Genomic DNA, 20,354 nt, shown 5'->3' on the forward strand with positions numbered 1-20,354 from the left:
ACTTAATCCTTTAGTCTTCGTCCTGAAGATGTTCCTTGTGTCGCATCCTGCAACTTAATCCTTTGTCTTCTTCCTGAAGATGTTCCTTGTGTCGCATCCTGCAACTTAATCCTTTGTCTTCTTCCTGAAGATGTTCCTTGTGTCGCATCCTGCAACTTAATCCTTTCTCTTCGTCCTGAAGATGTTCCCGTCTCGTCCTTGTGCCTATAAATATACGTGATTAACGCCCTGCAACAACCACAGTAAAACGATTAAATTACATTTATTTACAAGAGATAAACCCTATTAAAATATAACCAATTGATATTTAACAGTATACATGTGTTTAAAGAGTGTAAGACTAGGTTCGACATCGAGATAAACACAGTGATCTAACGACTATATCCCGACACTTACATAGTCAATGTCTTACATGCCCAAATAGGCATGTACAGTAGATAATATGGTAGATAGAAAATACACAGAACATACCCAAACTAAAGTTGTAATAGTTAAAATTTTACGATAAATAATTTTGTTAAAAATAAACATACCATTAACATCTGTATGTATTAGTGTATTTATGCTAGTTTATTTTTCTAACCTTTTGCATCTTTGGGATAAAGTGATGAAAACACGGATTACAGAATTATTAGGCATTGAGCACCCTATCGTCTTGCCTGGAATGAGTTGGATCTCAAAACCAGAGCTTGTAGCAGCGGTTTCCAATGCTGGCGGACTCGGTATTCTTGCGACAGGGCCATTGAGCCAAGAAGAAACCCGCGCTGCAATTAGAAAGATCCGTGAACTCACCGATAAACCCTTTGGGATTGGCGCGACGCTGCTAATGCCAGGTGCCAAAGAAAATGCCAAAGTCGGTATTGAAGAGCAAGTCCCAGTGATTAACTTTTCATTAGGCAAAGGTGCTTGGATTGTCGAGCAGGTACACGCATATGGCGGTAAAGTCATCGCCACCGTGGTAAATGAAAAACACGCTAAGTCAGCACAGTCGATTGGGGCAGATGCTTTGATGGTCACAGGCCATGAAGCCGCGGCACACGGTGGTGACGTAACGTCATTAGTACTTGTACCTGCGATTGCCAGTGCTGTTGATATTCCCGTGATCGCAACCGGTGGTTTTGCCGATGGTCGCGGCCTAGCTGCAGCCTTAGCGCTTGGCGCTGAAGGCGTGGCAATGGGTTCTCGCTTTGCCACCAGCCAAGAAAGCGCACTGCATAATGACGTTAAACACGTGATCACTGGAAAATCAGAAAACGATACTATCTATTCGAAAAACTTTGATGGTCTTTATGCCCGCGTCCTAAAAACGCCCGCCTCTATTAAAGCAACGAAAAAGCCAATGAATTTCGCACTGGCATTATTTAAATCGCTGAAGGCAGCTAAAATGGTTGATTTACCATTTTGGAAATTGGTTGCTGGTGTGTTTGTGCAATTCGACAAGATCAAGCAATTGTCTTATTTTGGCGCGGCGACAGAGAAACTAGAAGCGGCTACGATTGCAGGTGATCTGACAACAGGCGTGCAATTTATTGGTCAATCGCAAGGTTTGATCAACGATGTACCGAGTGTGGCAGTGATTGTCGACCGTATTATGGTTGAAGCCGATGCAGTGATAACTAGATTAGCAAAACAGTAAGAGCAGAACGCCCTGATATATAGCGCGAAGGGACATCCCTTGGCGCTATTTTTTTTACGCCGACCAGTCAGATAATGCATTCAAACTAAAGCTCTGTGCACCGACACGCATAATCACTTCATTTTGTAATATCTCGAGTACTTCAATATTATCTGTTAACCAACTACCCTCGCGTAGATCGCGATTGTTAAGACGTACACTGCGGTTGTTAATTTTAGACGAATATATATGCGAGCTATAACTGATGTCTGGTATTTGTTCGCGTAAGTGCTGTGGTAAATCGGCAATAGGCACAGCGTTATAACTTTCTGCGACTTCCTTAACTGGTATGCTATCCGCATCACTTGTCGCTGTGAGTGCACGATTAAATTTGGCCAGTAGATCCGCTGAGACATGCTCATTGGATAATTCATCATTCATACTTAGTTGCTCAGAACCACTATCAAGCGGTATTTCTGGCTTAGTCATTGGAATCACGGCAGCGGTATTATTTGCCGAATAGGCAGGAGCGGTGATCGATGTCACGGGTTCCGGTATATCAACCACAGACAGAGGATGCTCAAACTCAATATCAGCTAACTTTAGCATAGTCAGAGGGTCGGTTTGCTCAACGCCCATTGATATATTGGTATTTGCGAGTAAGTTCGGACTCAATAATACACTCACGACTAAGCTAGTACTGAATACAGTTAATACTTTACCGACTAAAAGATTCATTTTTTCTCCGCAAGATGTGTTGCCACATTCAATTTAGGCACAGTGCTATCAGCATAATGCACTACCGTCATCATAGTCTGAGGACCAACAATACCATCTGCCGTTAAGCCCGATTGCTGTTGAAAGCGCATTACTTTTTGCATTAATGGCCAATCAAACCGCGTTCCAGATACCGCGTCCTCACCCAATGCGGCACTGACATTTCGATCTAGCCAACTAACCAATTGACCTTTATCGTTTTTCTTTAAGCTATTTTTAAACCGACTTGGAGCGGTCCAGAATAATGTAAAATCACCACTCCAGTTTTTTTCAAACCAAGCTTGGCTCACGAGTAGGTGACTATTACTTAATTGCAGTTCCACACCTAATGCCGTAATACTTAATACTGTTGCGTAATACTCTTCACCTAAATTATCTAACAGTCGTGCGACTACAGGTAAATTATACTGCACTAACTGGGCATAGTTACCTTGGCGCTGCAGACAACGTAAGTTAGCATGTTGTGCATTACGACAGGTTGCATCCTGCAAGGCGATATCATAACCCCATTCTTTATATAAGAATTGGGTGGCGCTGTTGCTATCTCGTGCTGATTTAACCTCGGAGAATAAGGCTTTTTCAGACATTACTTCACTGCTAACCAACGCAGGTTTAGCCACAGTATCCACATTTAGCCCGCTGCTTTCGTCATCTAAATACGTTGCGGCGCTATCGCTATTAATCGTCGCAATAACAGTTTCATTAGAGCGGGTTACAGTAGCGTTATCGTCAGCAAGATTAAACACCCCGAACTGAAAAGCTGTGAACACCAATCCTAGGCATAATATGACGGTTAACCCAGCTAAACTCGGCGCGGCTTTTTTTGATGTGACAGGGGTGTCGATAGCAACGGCGATTACCGCAGCTTTAATATGCTGTAGAGTAATTTTATCATCCCTATTTTTGAACGCATAATAGAGCGATTTATCACAAATAAGGTTCACTAAACGGGGTACACCTAAAGTATGTTGGTGAATACGTTTTAATATCTTACGACTAAATAACCCCGGATTGCCCGATGCAATACTCAGACGGTAAGCGACGTAACTCGCCAATTCGATTTCAGTCAGCGGCAATAAATGATAACGCGCGGTAATACGCTGCGCGAGTTGACGTAACTCAGGTTGTTTTAATTTTTGCTGTAATTCAGGCTGACCAATAAGGACGATATGTAATAGCTTTTTATGGTCAACATCGAGATTGGTTAACAAGCGTAATTGCTCTAAGGCCGCCGTTGATAGTAACTGCGCCTCATCAATGATAACCACACAGGCTTTACCTTGCTGACAATTCGCCAATAAGTAATGATGTAAGAGGTCAAACAGCATTTTTAAACTCAAGTTATGCTTATCATAATCAAGTTTAAATTCATCACATAAGGTCGCTAACAACTCTAATTCACTGACCGCAGGATTATGGATATAACCCACCACCGTCGTTTTGCTCAACTTTTGTATTAAGGCTCGCGACACAGTGGTTTTACCGGTACCAACTTCCCCCGTCAACATGACAAAACCGCCAGCACCTTGCAAACCATAAGTTAGGTGCGTCAGTGCTTCTTTATGCCTATCACTCAAAAAAAAGAATCGAGGATCTGGCGCGATAGAGAAAGGCACTTCTTTTAAATGAAAAAACTCAGTATACATCTATGATTATCATCCTATGATTGATCCTTCACGTTAATAGCTAGACAACAAAATGTCAAAAATAGACGATAAAAATACAGTTTTATTCATGAATAAGTCGTTAGATGGTGATTAATCATCAACTTATGCTGAATCAGAGTAAGTTAACCATCACTATCGACAGCAAAGATCGAGTTTCTAAGCCGTTAGGGTATAATTAACCAATATCATGTAATTATCTTGAAGCCATTATTAAAGTAAAGTAACAGGGGTTGTTTAGTGCAAATATATTTAGTCGGCGGCGCGGTGCGTGACAAGCTATTATCTCTACCAGTAAAAGACAAAGATTTTGTTGTTGTCGGTGCCACGCCGGCAGAAATGCTCGCGCAAGGTTACCAGCAAGTGGGTAAAGATTTTCCGGTATTCTTACATCCGCGCACTAAACAAGAATACGCCCTAGCACGCACTGAACGTAAGAGTGGCTCAGGTTATACTGGTTTCACCTGCTATGCCGCGCCCGATGTCACTCTTGAACAAGACCTTGTACGTCGAGACCTAACCATAAATGCCATAGTTGAAGACCAGAGTGGCCAAGTGATTGATCCGCTCAATGCCCGGGCAGATTTAGATAATCGACTACTCCGTCATATATCGGCTAGCTTCAGTGAAGATCCGCTGCGCGTATTACGTGTAGCTCGTTTTGCTGCGCGTTTTCATCAGCTTGGTTTTACTATTGCCGATGAAACACTGATGTTGATGCAGGCAATGACCCAAGCTGGTGATCTTGCCGAATTAACCCCAGAGCGAGTGTGGCAAGAAGTAGAAAAAACTTTATCTGCTGCTAACCCTGAGGTATTTTTTAACGTGCTGAAAGAGATTGGCGCATTGGCGATTATCCTGCCTGAACTCGACAGCCTCTTTAACCTAAACAAAAATATTAATAGCGGAAATGAAACTGATCTTGAACCAGAGTCTACGCCTGAAAAAAACAGTCTCGGCCAACAAGCGCTCATACAATTAAAGCGTTCAGCCTCGTTATCGCCTGACTTAGCCATTCGTTTTGCAGCATTAATGCAGCAGCTGAATAATCACCAAGTCAGTATTAAAGCCCTCGCTAAACGCTGTAAAGTGCCGAACGAACACCGTGATTTAGCCCTGCAAGTTAGCGCACAACAAAGCAATATTCACAACGCTATTTCTTTAACGCCAGCTGATATTATCGCGATCTTCGATCAGACCGATGCATGGCGTAAACCCGAACGTTTTCAGCAGATATTACTGACCTGTTCGAGCAGTCAAGCCAAGTTGTTGGTCGACGAATATCCACCAACCGAGTATCTAACCAAGATGCTAAGTGTGGCGTGTGACATCGCCGTGCAACCGATTATCGCAGCAGGTTTTCGTGGACCCGAGATCAAACAACAATTAACAGCGCAACGTATTACGGCATTAACGGCATTACGCGCTCAATAAATTATCGCAATTAATGGCTAGATCAAAAAAGGCTGTTACCACGGGTAACAGCCTTTTTATTGATTCTTACACTTAGCGCCCATTCAAGTTCATTTGGCATTCACGAGCATAGCTAGCGTTAAGGCTAGATTAAAGTGCTTGGGTATAGATTAAATAGAACAGACCCGCGCCTAACAATAGACGGTAAATAACAAACGGAAACATGCCTAGTTTTTCTAGTACTTGTAAAAATACATGAATACAAGCAACAGCACTGAAGAAAGACACGATCACGCCTAGCCCCATCGCAAACCAATCAACCGGACGCACCAAGGTAATAATTTCACCCGCTTGCAGAGCTTCAACCACATCGCCATGTAACACTAATTTAAGCGTTAAATAACCACCCGCCATGGCAATAATCGGAATTGACATTAAGAATGAGAAACGTGCTGCGGCACTGCGGCTCAGTCCTAACATTAAACCAGCCGTAATGGTCACGCCGGAACGCGATGTACCCGGAATTAGCGCCAGCATTTGGGCAAAGCCAATGATTAATGCACCTTTCCAACCGGTTTTGTACTCGTCTTTAATTTGTGTCGCATTGGCATCCGCCCACCATAATAACAAACCAAAAATAATGGTCGTTGTGGCAATCACAGTGGTACTGCGCAGGTATAACTCAATTAAGTCTTTACCAAAGAAACCAAACAAGGCAGCTGGTATCGTCGCCAATAAAATACACCACGCCAACTGACTGTCTTTACTGTGTTGTTGTTTAAATAGAGAACGTACCCAAGCAACTGCCATGGTGCCAACTTCTTCACGGAAATAAATAAGTACCGCTAATAATGTACCTATATGTACAGCAACATCAAAAGCAAGACCTTGGTCTTCCCAGCCTAATAATTGTGACGGTAAGATAAGGTGGGCAGAACTTGATACCGGTAAGAATTCAGTTAATCCCTGAATCAACGCCAGTACGATCACTTCCAAAGTACTCATTCATGTTTCCTTTATTGTTATATGATTGTCATCGTTAAAAATAAATAATGCGAACAGCAGTAAGGTTAATGCTAACGCTAGGTCAGATTAACCTTACTGCTGTTGCTATTGTATCGTTTAAACTAACTCAGCTATTTTCGGCCATTGCCACTGTGCTAGCATCAATTCCTGTGTTGATTTATCAAAATCACGCCATAACTCAGCCATGGAAATACCTGATACCGGATGACATAAATCCGGTGCCAATTCAGCAAGCGGCCATAACACAAACGCGTGATAAACAATTTCAGGCCGAGGTAAAACAGGGGATTCAGATTGGATAACGTTATCAAATAACAATAAATCCAGATCTAAGGTTCGAGGTGCATAACGACGATCTGTCGCTTTACGTCCATGTGTCATCTCAAGATCTTTTAAACACTGCATTAAGGCAGTAATCGATAACGATGTGGTAAATTCCACCACTAAATTATAATAGTTATCACCCGTGCAATTAACCGCTGCACTTTCGAAAATAGGTGACACACGACAATTATCAAACATGTTATCGAGATCTCGCAGTGCGTTCGCTACATTGATTTCTTTATCAATGTTACTACCGATGCCGATATGCACTAAAGCCATTACGCTAACGATCCATCACGTTGACCACGTTCAATATAAACACCAACGGTTGCTGCATTCGCAACTGCACCTGGTTTGCTTAATTTTAAACTGATCCAAGGAATACCAAAGGTTGTCATTAATAGTTCAGCCACTTGCTCAGCCATTGTTTCAACCAATTCAAATATATTACCTTGCGCAAAATCAGTCACTACTTTCGCGACTGCTGAATAATCCAATGCTTTGGTTATATCATCGGTCAATGCTGAAGGGCGGTTATCATGTGCCATCTGCAAATCAAAGACTAAGCGCTGAATTATCTCCTTCTCCCAATCGTATACACCGATCGTGGTAAAAACTTCCAATTTTTCAATAAATACAATGTCCATGAGCTCGTCCGTAATAAACTTGATAGAGGTCGGATACCCTCGCGAATAGAAAACGCGTATGATAGGTTTCTCAATTATTATTTATATCCATAATAAACAGCGTAATTATCAGCCTTGTGGCAACACGCAATTTATTAATCTATATAATAATGTAATAATACAGCAAACCTAGAGAAGAATTAATCAGTAATGACCCTATTGAGCTTAATCTTTATCATTTTCGCCTATCTGCTAGGTTCCATCTCTTCAGCAATTCTAATTTGCCGCCTATTTCGCCTACCTGATCCACGGAAATACGGTTCACAAAATCCTGGTGCGACTAACGTATTACGTTCAGGCAATAAGTTTGCAGCTGGTTTAGTATTGTTTTTTGATATGCTCAAAGGCGCATTACCAGTTTGGCTAGCGTGGTACTTAAACCTCACACCATTTTTTCTTGGGCTTACAGCCATCGCAGCTTGTCTTGGTCATATTTATCCCATTTTCTTTCACTTTCAAGGTGGTAAAGGCGTCGCAACTGCATTTGGCGCGCTCTTAACTATCGGCTTTGATTTAGGCGCGTCCATTGTCGCTAGCTGGTTATTATCCTTAGCGGTAACCGGTTATTCTTCCGCCGCAGCTATTTTCACCGCCCTCTTCGCGCCTATTTACACCTTAATATTCAAAGCCCAATATACCTTGCCCGTCGCCATGTTATCTTGTCTTATTATTTTACGTCACTACGACAATATCATGCGCCTATTCCGGGGTGAGGAAGAGAAGATCTGGAAGAAAAAGAAAAAACGCTAGATAACAACACCGTAATCAATGCGTGAAAAATCATAATAATAAAATTATAACTCATAAATATCCCTCGATTGTACTGACAATATATCGTGATTGTACTGACGTAGTTAAATTCAAAGTATAAAAATACTGTTCGTTAATTTTTTATGAAAAAATCGACACAATTAATTAATTTTCAGTTAGAATGCCCCCCATCAGCGGTACGTTATATACCTAAAAAACTTTAGTAAGCCAATTGCGGCGTAAAGTTAATCGGTATAAAGGGACATAGTGCAGGATGTTTCCGTAAAAGGTCAAACCGACCTTTTCCGAAAACATCCTTCTATAAAATGTACTTTGAGGTAATCGTAAAATGGACAACGCTCGACCTATTCGCCGTGCACTTATCAGTGTGTCTGATAAAACTGGTATTGTAGAATTTTCTCGTGGCCTAGTAGAACAAGGTGTCGAATTATTATCTACGGGTGGTACAGCTAAGTTATTAGCTGAAAATAACATCCCAGTAATAGAAGTTTCTGACTATACAGGTCATCCAGAAATGATGGATGGTCGTGTTAAAACACTGCATCCAAAAGTACATGGTGGCATTCTTGGCCGTCGTGATATTGATGTTGATGTAATGTCAGAACACGGTATCAACCCGATTGATATTGTAGTTGTTAACCTTTACCCATTTGCCAACACTGTTGCCAATCCAGATTGCAGCCTTGCTGACGCCGTTGAGAATATCGACATCGGTGGTCCAACAATGGTTCGTTCTGCAGCTAAAAACCACAAAGACGTAACTATCGTCGTTAATGCTAGCGATTATGACCGCGTATTAAGTGAAATGGCTGCAAACAATACTTCAATGACTCATAAAACCCGTTTCGACCTTGCTATTGCAGCATTTGAACATACAGCTGCTTATGACGGTATGATCGCAAACTATTTCGGTACTATGGTTCCGAGCTATGGCGACAACACTGAAGGTGATGAAGCATCTAAATTCCCTCGCACATTCAACAGCCAGTTCATCAAAAAACAAGATATGCGTTACGGTGAAAACAGCCACCAAGATGCCGCATTCTATGTTGAAAAACATACGACTGAAGCTTCTGTTGCAACAGCAACACAGCTGCAAGGTAAAGCATTATCTTATAACAACATCGCAGATACTGACTCAGCACTAGAATGTGTGAAAGAATTCGATGCACCTGCATGCGTTATTGTTAAACACGCAAATCCATGTGGTGTGGCGATTGGTGAAGACATTTTAAGCGCTTACGACAGCGCATTTAAAACCGACCCAACATCAGCATTCGGTGGCATAATTGCATTCAACCGTGAACTTGACGCAGTAACAGCACAAGCAATCGTTGACCGTCAATTCACCGAAGTGATCATTGCCCCATCAGTAAGTGCAGAAGCGAGCGCTATCGTTGCCAGCAAGAAAAATGTACGTTTACTTGAATGTGGTGAATGGACAGCTAAAAACGGTGAGTTCGATATCAAACGTGTTAACGGCGGTATCTTAGTACAAGATCGTGATCGTGGCATGGTAGGCCTAGATGACCTAACGGTAGTATCAGAGCGTCAACCAAGTGAAAAAGAACTGACTGACCTATTATTCTGCTGGAAAGTGGCTAAATTTGTTAAATCAAATGCCATTGTTTACGCAAAAAATGGCGTAACGATTGGGGTTGGTGCAGGCCAAATGAGCCGTGTTTACAGTGCTAAAGTTGCTGGTATTAAAGCCGCTGACGAAGGCCTCGTTGTTGAAGGTTCTGTAATGGCATCTGATGCATTCTTCCCATTCCGTGACGGCATTGATGCTGCAGCGGCTGCGGGTATTAAATGTGTGATCCAACCAGGTGGTTCAATCCGTGATAATGAAATTATCGATGCGGCTAACGAACACGGTATGACCATGATCTTTACAGGCATGCGTCACTTCCGTCACTAAGCTTGTAGTAAAAAGCACATAGCTTAAGAATACGATAAGGACGGCGACACACTCCGTCTTTATCGTACTGCTCTCACTCAATTATAAATCTTGCTAAGTATCGTAGAGTACCGCCAAGATTAGCGCATAAAGTAAAAGGAATAACATCATTATGAACGTATTAATTATTGGTGGCGGTGGTCGTGAACACGCCCTAGGTTGGAAAGCGGCTCAGTCTAAACATGTTGAAACAGTATTTATCGCACCCGGTAATATTGGTTCTTCACTAGAAAACAAATGTAAAAATGTACCTATTCAAGTTGAAGATATTCCAGCGCTCGTTGCATTTGCACAAGAGAACAAGATTGAACTAACGATAGTTGGTCCTGAAGTACCATTAGTACTTGGTGTTGTTGATGCATTCCAAGCTGAAGGTTTAGCTATCTTTGGTCCAACCCAAGGTGCAGCGCAATTAGAAGGCTCTAAAGCATTCTCGAAAGATTTCTTTGCCCGTCATAACATCCCAACTGCGGCATACCAAAATTTCACTGAAGTCGCACCAGCAAAAGCTTACATCAGCGAAATGGGTTGCCCGATTGTAATCAAAGCAGATGGCCTAGCGGCAGGTAAAGGCGTTATTATCGCTGACACTGAAGCACAAGCATTTGCTGCAATTGACGACATGCTTGAAGGTAACAAATTTGGCGATGCTGGTGCACGTGTTGTTGTCGAAGAATTTTTAGTTGGTGAAGAAGCTAGTTTCATTGTCATGGTTGATGGCGAAAATATTCTTGCACTAGCGACAAGCCAAGATCACAAAGCCCGTGATAATGGTGATAAAGGTCCAAACACCGGTGGTATGGGTGCTTACTCACCAGCACCTGTAGTGACACAAGCTGTCCATGACTTTGCAATGAATGAAGTTATTCGCCCAACTGTTGATGGTATGAAAGCAGAAGGCAATACTTATACAGGTTTTCTTTATGCGGGTCTGATGGTTGCACCTGATGGCACTGCAAAAGTACTTGAATATAACTGCCGTTTTGGTGACCCAGAAACACAACCTATCATGATGCGTTTAAAATCAGACCTTGTTGAACTTTGTCTTGCTGCTGTAGCCGGAAAACTAGATACAGTAACGGCTGATTATGACGAACGTGCTGCGGTTGGTGTGGTTATTGCGGCTGGCGGTTACCCTGCTGATTACGCTAAAGGCGATATCATTACTGGTCTACCAAAAGCTGACTCAACAGAAAGTAAAGTTTTCCACGCCGGTACTGCATTGCAAGGTGATAACATTGTGACGAACGGCGGCCGTGTACTTTGTGCTACAGCACTAGGAAACACAGTCACTGAAGCGCAAGAAAATGCTTACAAGCTAGCGGCGCAAATCAATTGGCAAGGTGCTTTCTACCGTACCGATATTGGCTATCGTGCAATTGCCCGTGAAAACCAGAAATAAGACATTGAGCAGAACGGTCAATAAAAGCCATTAATAACAGCTTTTAATAACGCCGATTGATGTTATAAAAAATGAGCAACCTAGGTTGCTCATTTTTGTTTGTGCAATAAAAAACGAACGACTGCAATGACAGGCTAGTATTGTGATTACTACTTAATATTATTTTCCGGCTTTAGGCGGAAATTTTACTAGGATACTCTTAACGATATTAGCCACTAACTTGTCCATCTCAGCTGCATCTGTCGATTCCGGTAGTCGTTTACTACCAATACCGCGCCAAACTAACTCTAAGCTCTTCGGATCAATCACATCAATAATTAAGCTGCCTTGCTGATACTCATCAACACGTGTTTCGGTATGCGCATTCAGTGACATCCCACGGTGTCCATAACCGACTCCCCAGCCCCAACTTGGCCCGTAGCCAGAATAATTATCATAGCTACGAATATCGGTTTTCTTTTCCGAGGTAATACTGTAATTCACATAAAAATCAGGCGCACTGGAAAATGAAAAACCTTGAGCGATAAGTTGTTGGTTCACCACCTTGGTAATACGTACATCCATAATCCGATTATTCAAATAGGCGCTTTCTTTTTCAACTTTTGCCGATTCAGGTAACCAAGCAAAACCTTTCAGTGCGCTAAAATCTGCGCTTTGATCGTAATCGGTACTGACTGTTACTGTTGAGCATGCCGTTAAAACTAAACTAAACAGTGCCACCAAATAAGCTTTTTTGTTAACCTGCAGTCGTGCTTTCATACGTGCTCCTTGTTATGCAATACTTGCGATTATAAAAAAGGCGACTCAATTGTCGCCTTAATCATTACAGTTTATTTAGAATTTCATCTGCTAACAGCAAATCATCATTTTTATTCACGCCAATACCTGCTGTCACAATCGCCTGCGCAATTTGTTTGGCCTCGTCTAACGAATGCATCTGGTAAGTACCGCATTGATATTCGTTTAATTCAGGAATGGCATTCTGATCTTTAACCGTCAATACATCTTTCATTGCCGCTAACCAAGCATCCGCAACTTGTTGCTCAGTCGGAGCGCCAATCAGGCTCATGTAGAAACCAGTACGACAACCCATTGGTGAAAGGTCAATAATCTCTACCGTTGCTGAATTAAGGTGGTCTCGCATAAAACCAGCATAAAGATGTTCTAAAGTATGAATGCCTTTTTCACTTAAGATTTCTTTATTTGGTACGCAGAAACGCAGGTCAAAGACAGTAATAGTATCCTTGCTTGGTGTGGCCATCGTTTTGGCAATACGCACTGCTGGGGCATTCATGATGGTATGGTCGACCGTAAAACTATCTAGTAATGGCATTATTAACACTCCTTTGAAATAATTTAATAAACAAATAATAATTTTATGAACCATTGCCTAATGCTGTAGTCAGATTAAGTGCAAGAGTTGTTTTTTCATTTTTTGGGAGCCCTATTAAGGCTCCTTTTTTTTATCTATTTTTCAACTTTTACAATTATTTATGAACCATAACTACATCCTGTAGTCAGATTAAGTGCAAGAGTTGTTTTTTCATTTTTTGGAGCCTTATTAAGGCTCTTTTTTTTAGCTATTTTTTAGCTTCATCAAAATATTCAGTTAAAAACGCATCAAAACCAAGCGTATCAGCGGCTTCAATCTGCTGCTGCAGAGCAACGGACTGCTGCTGCATTTGGGCAAAGTAAGTCTCATCCCAATGGCCATAATCCGCGGCTAACAATTCTGCTTTATACTTATTGGCTAAGTTTAAAATAAAATCATTGTGCTCTAGACCTTGCTCTTGCATTGCTGCCAGTACTTGCCCTGATAGTAACGCTTGAGGATCACTCAGTAATGCCTGCTGCTGAGCGACCGCTTGAGCAAAGTTGCTCGCTGCAGTGTTTGTTGCTAATTGCGCGCCATCTAATAGCTGAGCAACTTGCTGCACTTCCGCAAGGATATTGCTCGCTACGTCAGTAAGCATTTGTGGTTTACCATCTAATTCTAATTTTAAACCTGGTTTACGCCCTTCCATGACCACTTTGGTACTGTTATCACGACATACGCCCATTTCATCAGCCGTCATCGGTGCTGAAGGTTGCAAAGCCATCCACACTAACAGACTGTCTAATACCGACATTTGTGCCGTTGTAATACCAGTCGCAACAAAGGGATTCACATCCAGAGAACGGATCTCAATGTACTCGATACCACGCGCCGCCAATGCTTCAGATGGTTTTTCATTTGAATTGGCAACACGCTTAGGTCGAATTGGTGCATACAACTCGTTTTCAATTTGCAATACGTTGTCATTAAGCTGACGATATTCACCATCGACTTTAATACCTATATTGGCAAATTCTGGCGCTTTAGTTTTAATCGCTTTTTTCAAGCTATCAGTATAGTTATCTAGGGTATTATGACAAATAACTAAATCATCTTGAGCATTATTGGTATAACCCAAATCACTCATACGTAATGACGTTGCATACGGCATGTATAAGGTATTTTCACCCAAGGTTGAAAACGGCGTATGTTTTTCAGCGGGTAAAAATGAACGGTTTAATGCTGGCGATGCACCAAATAAATACGGTACTAACCAACCAAAGCGGTAAAAGTTACGGATCAGTCCCATGTAACTGTGAGAAATGAAATCTTGCAGTTCGCCAGTTTCACCTTTTAAATCATAAAGCGTTTGCCAGAATGTAACCGGCAATGACACGTTATAATGTAACCCTGAAATAATTTGCATGCTACTGCCATAACGGTGCTTTAGACCTATACGGTATGTGTGCTTCATTTTCCCAGTATTCGACGTACCATATTTTGCTAATGGAATATCATTTTCATCATTAACCTGACAAGGCATACTTGAAGGCCAGAATAATTCACCATCGAGTTTGTTTGCTACTTGACGATGGATGTCGCTCAACTGCTGTTGTGCCATCGCAGCACTGTCACTCACAGGGGTAATAAATTCGAGTAAGCTTTCAGAATAGTCTGTGGTAATGTGCTGATGAGTTAATGCCGAGCCAAACGCTACAGGATGGTCGTTTTTAGATAGATCCCCTGCTGCATTTACGCGTAAACACTCACGTTCAATGCCGCGAGTAATACCGTTTAGGGACTGTATGTTGCTTGGCTCTGATAATTTTGAAATCAGAGATTCAAATGTTACGTTCAAATTAAATCCACCAATGAACTATATAAAAGTAGCACCTTAAAGGTTGCACTATCAATGTGCCAACCTTCAAAGTTAATTTTAAGTCTATTATTTATCTAACAGGTTAAAGACTTGAATATCTAAGCCAAAATCCTGTACCTGTTTTTCAATCAAATGACGATCACCCACCACAATAACAGAAAATTGATCGCTCGATAAGTAAGTCTTTGCCAATGCTTGAATTTCAGACTTATTCATCGCTTGGATAATTTTAGCTTGCTGATCGACAAAGTCAGGTGATAAATCTAATAACAGCAACTGCATTAAGAAATTAGACTTCTGTGCTGGTGTTTCATAAGACAGTGCTTCTTGCTGTGATACCGCACTCTTCATGTAGTCCAATTCAGAATCAGTAATACCACCTTTAACATAACCTTTTAATTCTGTTAATGTTTCTTTTATTGCATCGCCAGTGACTTCAGCACGCACATCCGCAGAGGCAGAGAAGTAGCCGTATTCACGATCCGCATAAAATCCTGTAGTCGCGCCATAGGTATAACCCTTGTTTTCACGCAAGTTCTGATTTAAACGGCTGTTAAAGTTACCGCCTAAATTAAAGTTCATCAGATTGGCTTTAAAGAAATCACCCGTCACATCATAAGGGATTGCGGGCGAGACCACTTTAACCACAGATTGAACCGCATCGGGTTTATCGACGATATATAAGGTATTTGGTTGCCATAATGGGGCTTTTGCCAGGGTAGGATAAGTCACCGCTGGTAAACGCGCACCTTGTTGTAAGAAACCTAACGATTTCGTTATCGCCGCTTCACTGACATCCCCTACCACCACAATTTTAGCTTCGGCCACATTGTAATACTGCTGATAATAACCAAGCACATCGTCAGCAGTTAAGCTCGCTTGGTTTTTTAAGGTACCAGAAGAGGGGTTGCCAGTGACGCGGTCTTCACCATATAAAATACGTTGCGTGGCTAATTGCCCCAACCAACCAACACGTTGTTGATTTTGTAATGAAGCCTGTCTTGATTGGGCTTTAATACGAGTGAAATCAGCATCAACGAAACCGGGTTTAAATAATTTTTCTTCTAATATAGCCAGTGTTGCGGGTAAGTTTTTAGATAAGCTATTTACACTGATGCTAGTCCCATATAGGCCCGCAGAGAAATGAATGCTACTGCCTAATGATTGTAGCTGATCATTGAGTTGTGCCGAACTATGTAGCGTTGTCGATTGATTCATCATCGCTGCAGTTAAATTCGCTACACCTTGATTATTAAGACTTTCAACACGTCGCCCACCTTTCAAATTAATTTGAATACTGACCGTCGGCGTTTCATCATACACAGTACCCAATACTTGAATATCATTGGCTAATGACTGGCGCCACAATGTCGGTAATGTTTGCTGTGGGTTACTGCCCGCGCTTGGCATTACTGAACGATCAAAGCTGTCTTGCGTTGTACGCACAGCAAGTGTTTTAGCTGGCGGCGTATCGAGTTTATCAATACCACGTGGTGCTGGGCTGAATGTCGGTTGGTGGGCTATATATTGTAATTTCCCTTTTGGTACCACACTCATGATCACTTTAGGCTTGTTTTCGAGGTACTTTGTATAACTCGCGATGCCTTCTTCTGCACTAATATTATTAAAGACAGACAATCCTTTAGTTATATAATTAGGATCATTCATTAAAGTTTCCCCTAATGCCAGCTCTTTGGCTTTGCCTGCGACGCTCTGCATACCAAATACCGTTGAACTTTCAATAATCGAGCGCAAACGTGTCACTTCAGAATCCGCGATACCTTGTGCTGCTAATTTTTTAATCGACGCATTTATTTTATCCAGTAGCGGAGCAAGCTCCATACCTTTTTGTGGATTCGGTTGAGTGTAGATATCAAAGGTACAACTGAGTTCACTGCAACTATGATAAGCCGCAACATTGGTGGCATAACCCGTCTCTACCAGATCTTTATACAGCACTGAGTTCTTACCACCACCCAAGGCATAGGCAAACAAATCCAATGGCGCTTCGTCTTTATGGCCCATGTACACTGTTGGATAGCTGATATACAGCATTGGCTGAGGCACATTGTCTTCTAAGGTAATATAACGATCTTTATCCAGACTCACAGGTGCAGGCTCGACGTCTTTTACTTCAGGACCTTTAGGGATAGTAGCAAAATACTGATTCACCCAAGCTAACGTATCGGCTTTATCAAATTTACCAGCAATCGTTAATGTTGCGTTGTTTGGTCCATACCAGCGTAAGAAAAACTGTTTTAAATCATTTACATCAACACGGTCTAAATCTTCAACATAACCAATAGGCTGCCAAGAATAAGGATGGTCTCGTGGATATAAAGCTTCACCAATACGTTCACCAAGTAAGCCATAAGGACGGTTGTCGACACGCTGTGAACGTTCATTTTTGACCGTCGCACGTTGGATCTCAAACTTACGCTGATCGACTGCATCTAATAAAAAACCCATGCGATCGGCTTCTAGCCACAGCATTTTCTCTAATTGATTAGCCGGTACGGTTTGATAATAGTTGGTTCTATCTTGATTGGTACTACCATTCATTGATCCGCCAGCTTCATTCACAATTTTAAAATGCTGCTGATCACCGACATGTTTACTGCCTTGGAACATCATATGTTCAAAGAAATGCGCGAAACCTGATTTACCCAGCTCTTCACGTGCAGAGCCAACATGGTAAGTCATATCAACATAGGTCAAGGGATCGGAATCGTCTTCATGTAAGATCACCGTAAGGCCGTTGCTTAACTGATATTTTTCATAAGGGATTAACAAGCTATCAGGGGCTTTCAGTTGTTTATCAACTAGGGTCATTCCTGCAGGCAATGCCACAACATCATTGTTTTTATCTAATAATGAGCAGCCTCCCAGTAATATCATTGAAGAGCCTAGTACTACCGCACTATAAAAAGCATTAAAACGCATCAAAAATTCCTTGTCCATGCTCTTAAACATGAAAGTTAAATATAAAAATCATCAGCCAACTGAACTCATAAACCAGATTAAAACTGCATAACGCATTGATTTACCAAGCATGATAGCGATAAAAGAAAGCACCGGATTTAAACGTAACCAACCAGCTAATAAACAAAAAACATCACCAAAAATAGGCAACCAACTCAATAACAAGCTACTCCACCCCCACCGTTGGATCACATCATGTACGCGGCGGTAATGCTTATTAGCTGAAAAATCGATGGGTTTCTTCGCATAGATGAAATACCCCATGTAGAAAGTAAGGATAGACCCTAATACATTACCACTGGTGGCCATGATGAAAAGTTGCCAGTGTGACCACACTCCTTCAAGCAGCATCGCGGTTAATAATATTTCCGAACTACCAGGTAAAATGGTCGCAGACGTAAAACTACTTAAAAATAATAACCAAAGACCCATTTAACCCTCTAATTTCATTTACTCACAGTATGTCTAGCAAGAGAATTAAGTCACACTATATATTGAAGTTAGACGTATAATCAAAGTTAGGCATGCTAATATTATTGCTTAATGTACTTATCGACACATTAGCATATTTATCAAAATGATAAATATGCAGAGTATAATTAAAGTGGTAGGACAGTTTAGCCACTATATAATTCAATAAATAGTGATTAATCGCTACGTTGGGGAGTTTATGTTTAAATTTTTTTTATTACCTTTGATACTTAGCATCTTGTGGTTTGGCTTTTTGCAATACAACAACTGGACAATACAGCAAGGTAAGAAAGGTTTTATTTACATTATCTGTGGCACCAGCGTGACCATCGCTTTTTTAAGCTTGATGATGTATCTGACGAGTTAGTGTAATTGATACTACACAGGCGCTGTAAAGCAGTGCAGATGCTAGAGAATAGAGAATAGAGAATAGAATAAGATGGCATAAGAAAATAGCTTAGGTGATAGAAGATTAGGGTTCACTAAATTTCAGGCATAAAAAAACCGCTATTAAGCGGTTTCTTTAATTAATGGCGGAGAGGGAGAGATTCGAACTCTCGATGGGATTTAAAGCCCATACTCCCTTAGCAGGGGAGCGCCTTCGGCCACTCGGCCACCTCTCCACACAAACCCTATTATTACGAATAACCTCGACAATGTAAAGACTTACATTGGAAAATTCGTAATAATATAATAAATGGTGCGGACGGAAGGATTCGAACCTTCGACCGCCTGGTTCGTAGCCAAGTACTCTATCCAGCTGAGCTACGTCCGCACAAAAAACTATATTTAAAATAGATGGTGCGGATGGGAGGATTCGAACCTCCGACCGCCTGGTTCGTAGCCAGGTACTCTATCCAGCTGAGCTACATCCGCACATATTCTATTTTAAGAACTTGTTTTATTTTACCGTTTAACGAATTAAACCATAAAAATCAAATTGTGGTTTGAACAAATGGTGCGGATGGGAGGATTCGAACCTCCGACCGCCTGGTTCGTAGCCAGGTACTCTATCCAGCTGAGCTACATCCGCACATAATTTGTTCTATTAGTTTATCGTTCTACAACGTCTAGTTTGAAATCTCTAGGTGATTTGAATAAATGGTGCGGACGGAAGGAGTCGAACCTTCGACCGCCTGGTTCGTAGCCAGGTACTCTATCCAGCTGAGCTACGTCCGCACATAATTTATTCTGTCTTACTTATTCTTCAATTAAAACCAATGGTGCGGATGGGAGGATTCGAACCTCCGACCGCCTGGTTCGTAGCCAGGTACTCTATCCAGCTGAGCTACATCCGCACATATTTGGTCTAACCTATAATTTTTTATAACTAGATTAAGTATTTTCAACTTCTACTAATTACTTAGAATTAATTCTAATCGAAATAATGGTGCGGATGGGAGGATTCGAACCTCCGACCGCCTGGTTCGTAGCCAGGTACTCTATCCAGCTGAGCTACATCCGCATAACAATTATTTCTTACAACGTCCAAAAAGCCGACCCAAACACTATAACACATTTTCCAATATGTGATAGGAGCAGGACAACAATGGCGGAGAGGGAGGGATTCGAACCCTCGATGGGATTTAAAGCCCATACTCCCTTAGCAGGGGAGCGCCTTCGGCCACTCGGCCACCTCTCCGTGTTGTTGGCGCTCATAATACGGATACTGGAAAATAAGTCAAACGTTAATTATCGGCGCCTTAATAACTGTTTAAGTTTCAAACAACAATACTACTATTGCAGCAAAAATGAGATGAAAACCCCAAAACAGTCAAAAAACAGATAAAAAAAAGGGCTTAGCCGTCGCTAAACCCAATCTGCAATAATATTCATTATTCTAATTTAGAAGTTGCCTTCAGGGCTTTCGCCTTTTTCTGCTTGAATTCGCATGTAGATCTCTTCACGATGAACAGATACTTCTTTAGGCGCATTAACACCGATACGAACTTGATTTCCTTTAACACCTAGAACGGTAACTGTAACTTCATCACCAATCATAAGTGTTTCGCCAACTCGGCGCGTCAATATTAGCATTAATATATTCCTTAACTAATTCATTAAATTTT

Annotated in this window: 17 protein-coding genes and 8 tRNA genes; 6 read left to right on the forward strand and 19 right to left on the reverse strand. The window is 41.5% G+C overall.

Features of this window, described 5'->3' with window-relative positions; translation table 11 throughout:
* Positions 1-607 precede the first annotated feature (607 nt).
* Positions 608-1,636: a nitronate monooxygenase family protein gene (locus CXF93_RS16910; protein WP_101063702.1), complete on the forward strand. Its 1,029-nt coding sequence runs from the start codon at positions 608-610 to the stop codon at positions 1,634-1,636.
* 54 nt (positions 1,637-1,690) lie between these two features.
* On the opposite strand, the gene CXF93_RS16915 is transcribed toward CXF93_RS16910, so the two are convergent.
* Both CXF93_RS16915 and CXF93_RS16920 read right to left on the reverse strand, forming a co-directional pair.
* On the reverse strand, positions 1,691-2,353 hold the full coding sequence (locus CXF93_RS16915; protein WP_101063703.1) for a general secretion pathway protein GspB: 663 nt from the start codon (positions 2,351-2,353) through the stop codon (positions 1,691-1,693).
* A complete protein-coding gene (locus CXF93_RS16920) occupies positions 2,350-4,038 on the reverse strand; it encodes an ExeA family protein (RefSeq protein WP_101063704.1) in 1,689 nt (562 codons plus the stop codon). Before CXF93_RS16920 ends, CXF93_RS16915 begins: the two co-directional genes overlap by 4 nt.
* A gap of 258 nt (positions 4,039-4,296) precedes the next feature.
* Here CXF93_RS16920 and CXF93_RS16925 point away from each other — a divergent pair, with 258 nt between their 5' ends.
* Positions 4,297-5,490, forward strand: a complete 1,194-nt coding sequence (locus CXF93_RS16925; RefSeq protein ID WP_101063705.1) for a multifunctional CCA addition/repair protein — start codon at positions 4,297-4,299, stop codon at positions 5,488-5,490.
* Between the two features lie 129 nt (positions 5,491-5,619).
* Here CXF93_RS16925 and CXF93_RS16930 read toward each other — a convergent pair whose 3' ends face one another.
* The 3 genes from CXF93_RS16930 to folB form a co-directional block, all read right to left on the reverse strand.
* Positions 5,620-6,474, reverse strand: coding sequence for an undecaprenyl-diphosphate phosphatase (locus CXF93_RS16930; RefSeq protein WP_101063706.1), 855 nt, complete (start codon positions 6,472-6,474; stop codon positions 5,620-5,622).
* 117 nt (positions 6,475-6,591) lie between these two features.
* Complete coding sequence (gene folK, locus CXF93_RS16935; protein WP_101063707.1) at positions 6,592-7,098, reverse strand: 2-amino-4-hydroxy-6-hydroxymethyldihydropteridine diphosphokinase; 507 nt, start codon at positions 7,096-7,098, stop codon at positions 6,592-6,594.
* Positions 7,098-7,466 (reverse strand): dihydroneopterin aldolase, encoded by a 369-nt coding sequence (gene folB / locus CXF93_RS16940; protein WP_101063708.1) that lies wholly within the window; start codon positions 7,464-7,466, stop codon positions 7,098-7,100. Before folB ends, folK begins: the two co-directional genes overlap by 1 nt.
* A 189-nt stretch (positions 7,467-7,655) precedes the next feature.
* Between folB and plsY the strand changes: the two genes are divergently transcribed.
* The 3 genes from plsY (at position 7,656) to purD (ending at position 11,638) form a co-directional block, all read left to right on the forward strand.
* Positions 7,656-8,255, forward strand: a complete 600-nt coding sequence (plsY, locus tag CXF93_RS16945) for a glycerol-3-phosphate 1-O-acyltransferase PlsY (RefSeq protein ID WP_101063709.1) — start codon at positions 7,656-7,658, stop codon at positions 8,253-8,255.
* Positions 8,256-8,604: 349 nt separating this feature from the next.
* Positions 8,605-10,197, forward strand: coding sequence for a bifunctional phosphoribosylaminoimidazolecarboxamide formyltransferase/IMP cyclohydrolase (gene purH / locus CXF93_RS16950; protein ID WP_101063710.1), 1,593 nt, complete (start codon positions 8,605-8,607; stop codon positions 10,195-10,197).
* 151 nt (positions 10,198-10,348) lie between these two features.
* Positions 10,349-11,638 (forward strand): phosphoribosylamine--glycine ligase, encoded by a 1,290-nt coding sequence (gene purD, locus CXF93_RS16955; RefSeq protein WP_101063711.1) that lies wholly within the window; start codon positions 10,349-10,351, stop codon positions 11,636-11,638.
* Positions 11,639-11,797: 159 nt separating this feature from the next.
* Here the strand turns inward: purD and CXF93_RS16960 are convergent, their stop codons facing one another.
* From CXF93_RS16960 to CXF93_RS16980, 5 genes are all read right to left on the reverse strand, one after another.
* Complete coding sequence (locus tag CXF93_RS16960; protein WP_101063712.1) at positions 11,798-12,397, reverse strand: DUF4136 domain-containing protein; 600 nt, start codon at positions 12,395-12,397, stop codon at positions 11,798-11,800.
* 64 nt (positions 12,398-12,461) lie between these two features.
* Complete coding sequence (luxS, locus tag CXF93_RS16965; RefSeq protein ID WP_101063713.1) at positions 12,462-12,971, reverse strand: S-ribosylhomocysteine lyase; 510 nt, start codon at positions 12,969-12,971, stop codon at positions 12,462-12,464.
* Positions 12,972-13,218: 247 nt separating this feature from the next.
* A complete protein-coding gene (gshA, locus tag CXF93_RS16970; protein ID WP_101063714.1) occupies positions 13,219-14,811 on the reverse strand; it encodes a glutamate--cysteine ligase in 1,593 nt (530 codons plus the stop codon).
* 87 nt (positions 14,812-14,898) lie between these two features.
* Positions 14,899-17,775, reverse strand: a complete 2,877-nt coding sequence (locus CXF93_RS16975) for a pitrilysin family protein (protein ID WP_101063715.1) — start codon at positions 17,773-17,775, stop codon at positions 14,899-14,901.
* Positions 17,776-17,826: 51 nt separating this feature from the next.
* The gene (locus tag CXF93_RS16980; protein WP_101063716.1) at positions 17,827-18,246 is read right to left on the reverse strand and encodes a YqaA family protein; all 420 of its coding nucleotides are present in this window, start codon (positions 18,244-18,246) and stop codon (positions 17,827-17,829) included.
* Between the two features lie 238 nt (positions 18,247-18,484).
* On the opposite strand from CXF93_RS16980, the gene CXF93_RS22145 reads away from it, so the two are divergent.
* The gene (locus CXF93_RS22145; RefSeq protein ID WP_198551699.1) at positions 18,485-18,652 is read left to right on the forward strand and encodes a hypothetical protein; all 168 of its coding nucleotides are present in this window, start codon (positions 18,485-18,487) and stop codon (positions 18,650-18,652) included.
* Between the two features lie 164 nt (positions 18,653-18,816).
* Here CXF93_RS22145 and CXF93_RS16985 read toward each other — a convergent pair.
* From CXF93_RS16985 to csrA, 9 genes are all read right to left on the reverse strand, one after another.
* Positions 18,817-18,908, reverse strand: a tRNA-Ser gene (locus CXF93_RS16985).
* A gap of 75 nt (positions 18,909-18,983) precedes the next feature.
* Positions 18,984-19,060: transfer RNA gene (locus CXF93_RS16990), tRNA-Arg, on the reverse strand.
* Positions 19,061-19,084: 24 nt separating this feature from the next.
* A tRNA-Arg gene (locus CXF93_RS16995) sits at positions 19,085-19,161 on the reverse strand.
* A gap of 80 nt (positions 19,162-19,241) precedes the next feature.
* Positions 19,242-19,318 (reverse strand) — tRNA-Arg (locus CXF93_RS17000).
* Between the two features lie 69 nt (positions 19,319-19,387).
* Positions 19,388-19,464: transfer RNA gene (locus CXF93_RS17005), tRNA-Arg, on the reverse strand.
* A gap of 42 nt (positions 19,465-19,506) precedes the next feature.
* Positions 19,507-19,583: transfer RNA gene (locus CXF93_RS17010), tRNA-Arg, on the reverse strand.
* 90 nt (positions 19,584-19,673) lie between these two features.
* Positions 19,674-19,750, reverse strand: a tRNA-Arg gene (locus CXF93_RS17015).
* 85 nt (positions 19,751-19,835) lie between these two features.
* A tRNA-Ser gene (locus CXF93_RS17020) sits at positions 19,836-19,927 on the reverse strand.
* 203 nt (positions 19,928-20,130) lie between these two features.
* Positions 20,131-20,322 carry a carbon storage regulator CsrA gene (csrA, locus tag CXF93_RS17025; RefSeq protein WP_006033372.1) on the reverse strand — a complete coding sequence of 64 codons (192 nt, stop codon included), beginning with the start codon at positions 20,320-20,322 and terminating at the stop codon, positions 20,131-20,133.
* Positions 20,323-20,354 lie beyond the last annotated feature (32 nt).

The organism is Moritella sp. Urea-trap-13 (assembly GCF_002836355.1).
GTDB lineage: Bacteria > Pseudomonadota > Gammaproteobacteria > Enterobacterales > Moritellaceae > Moritella.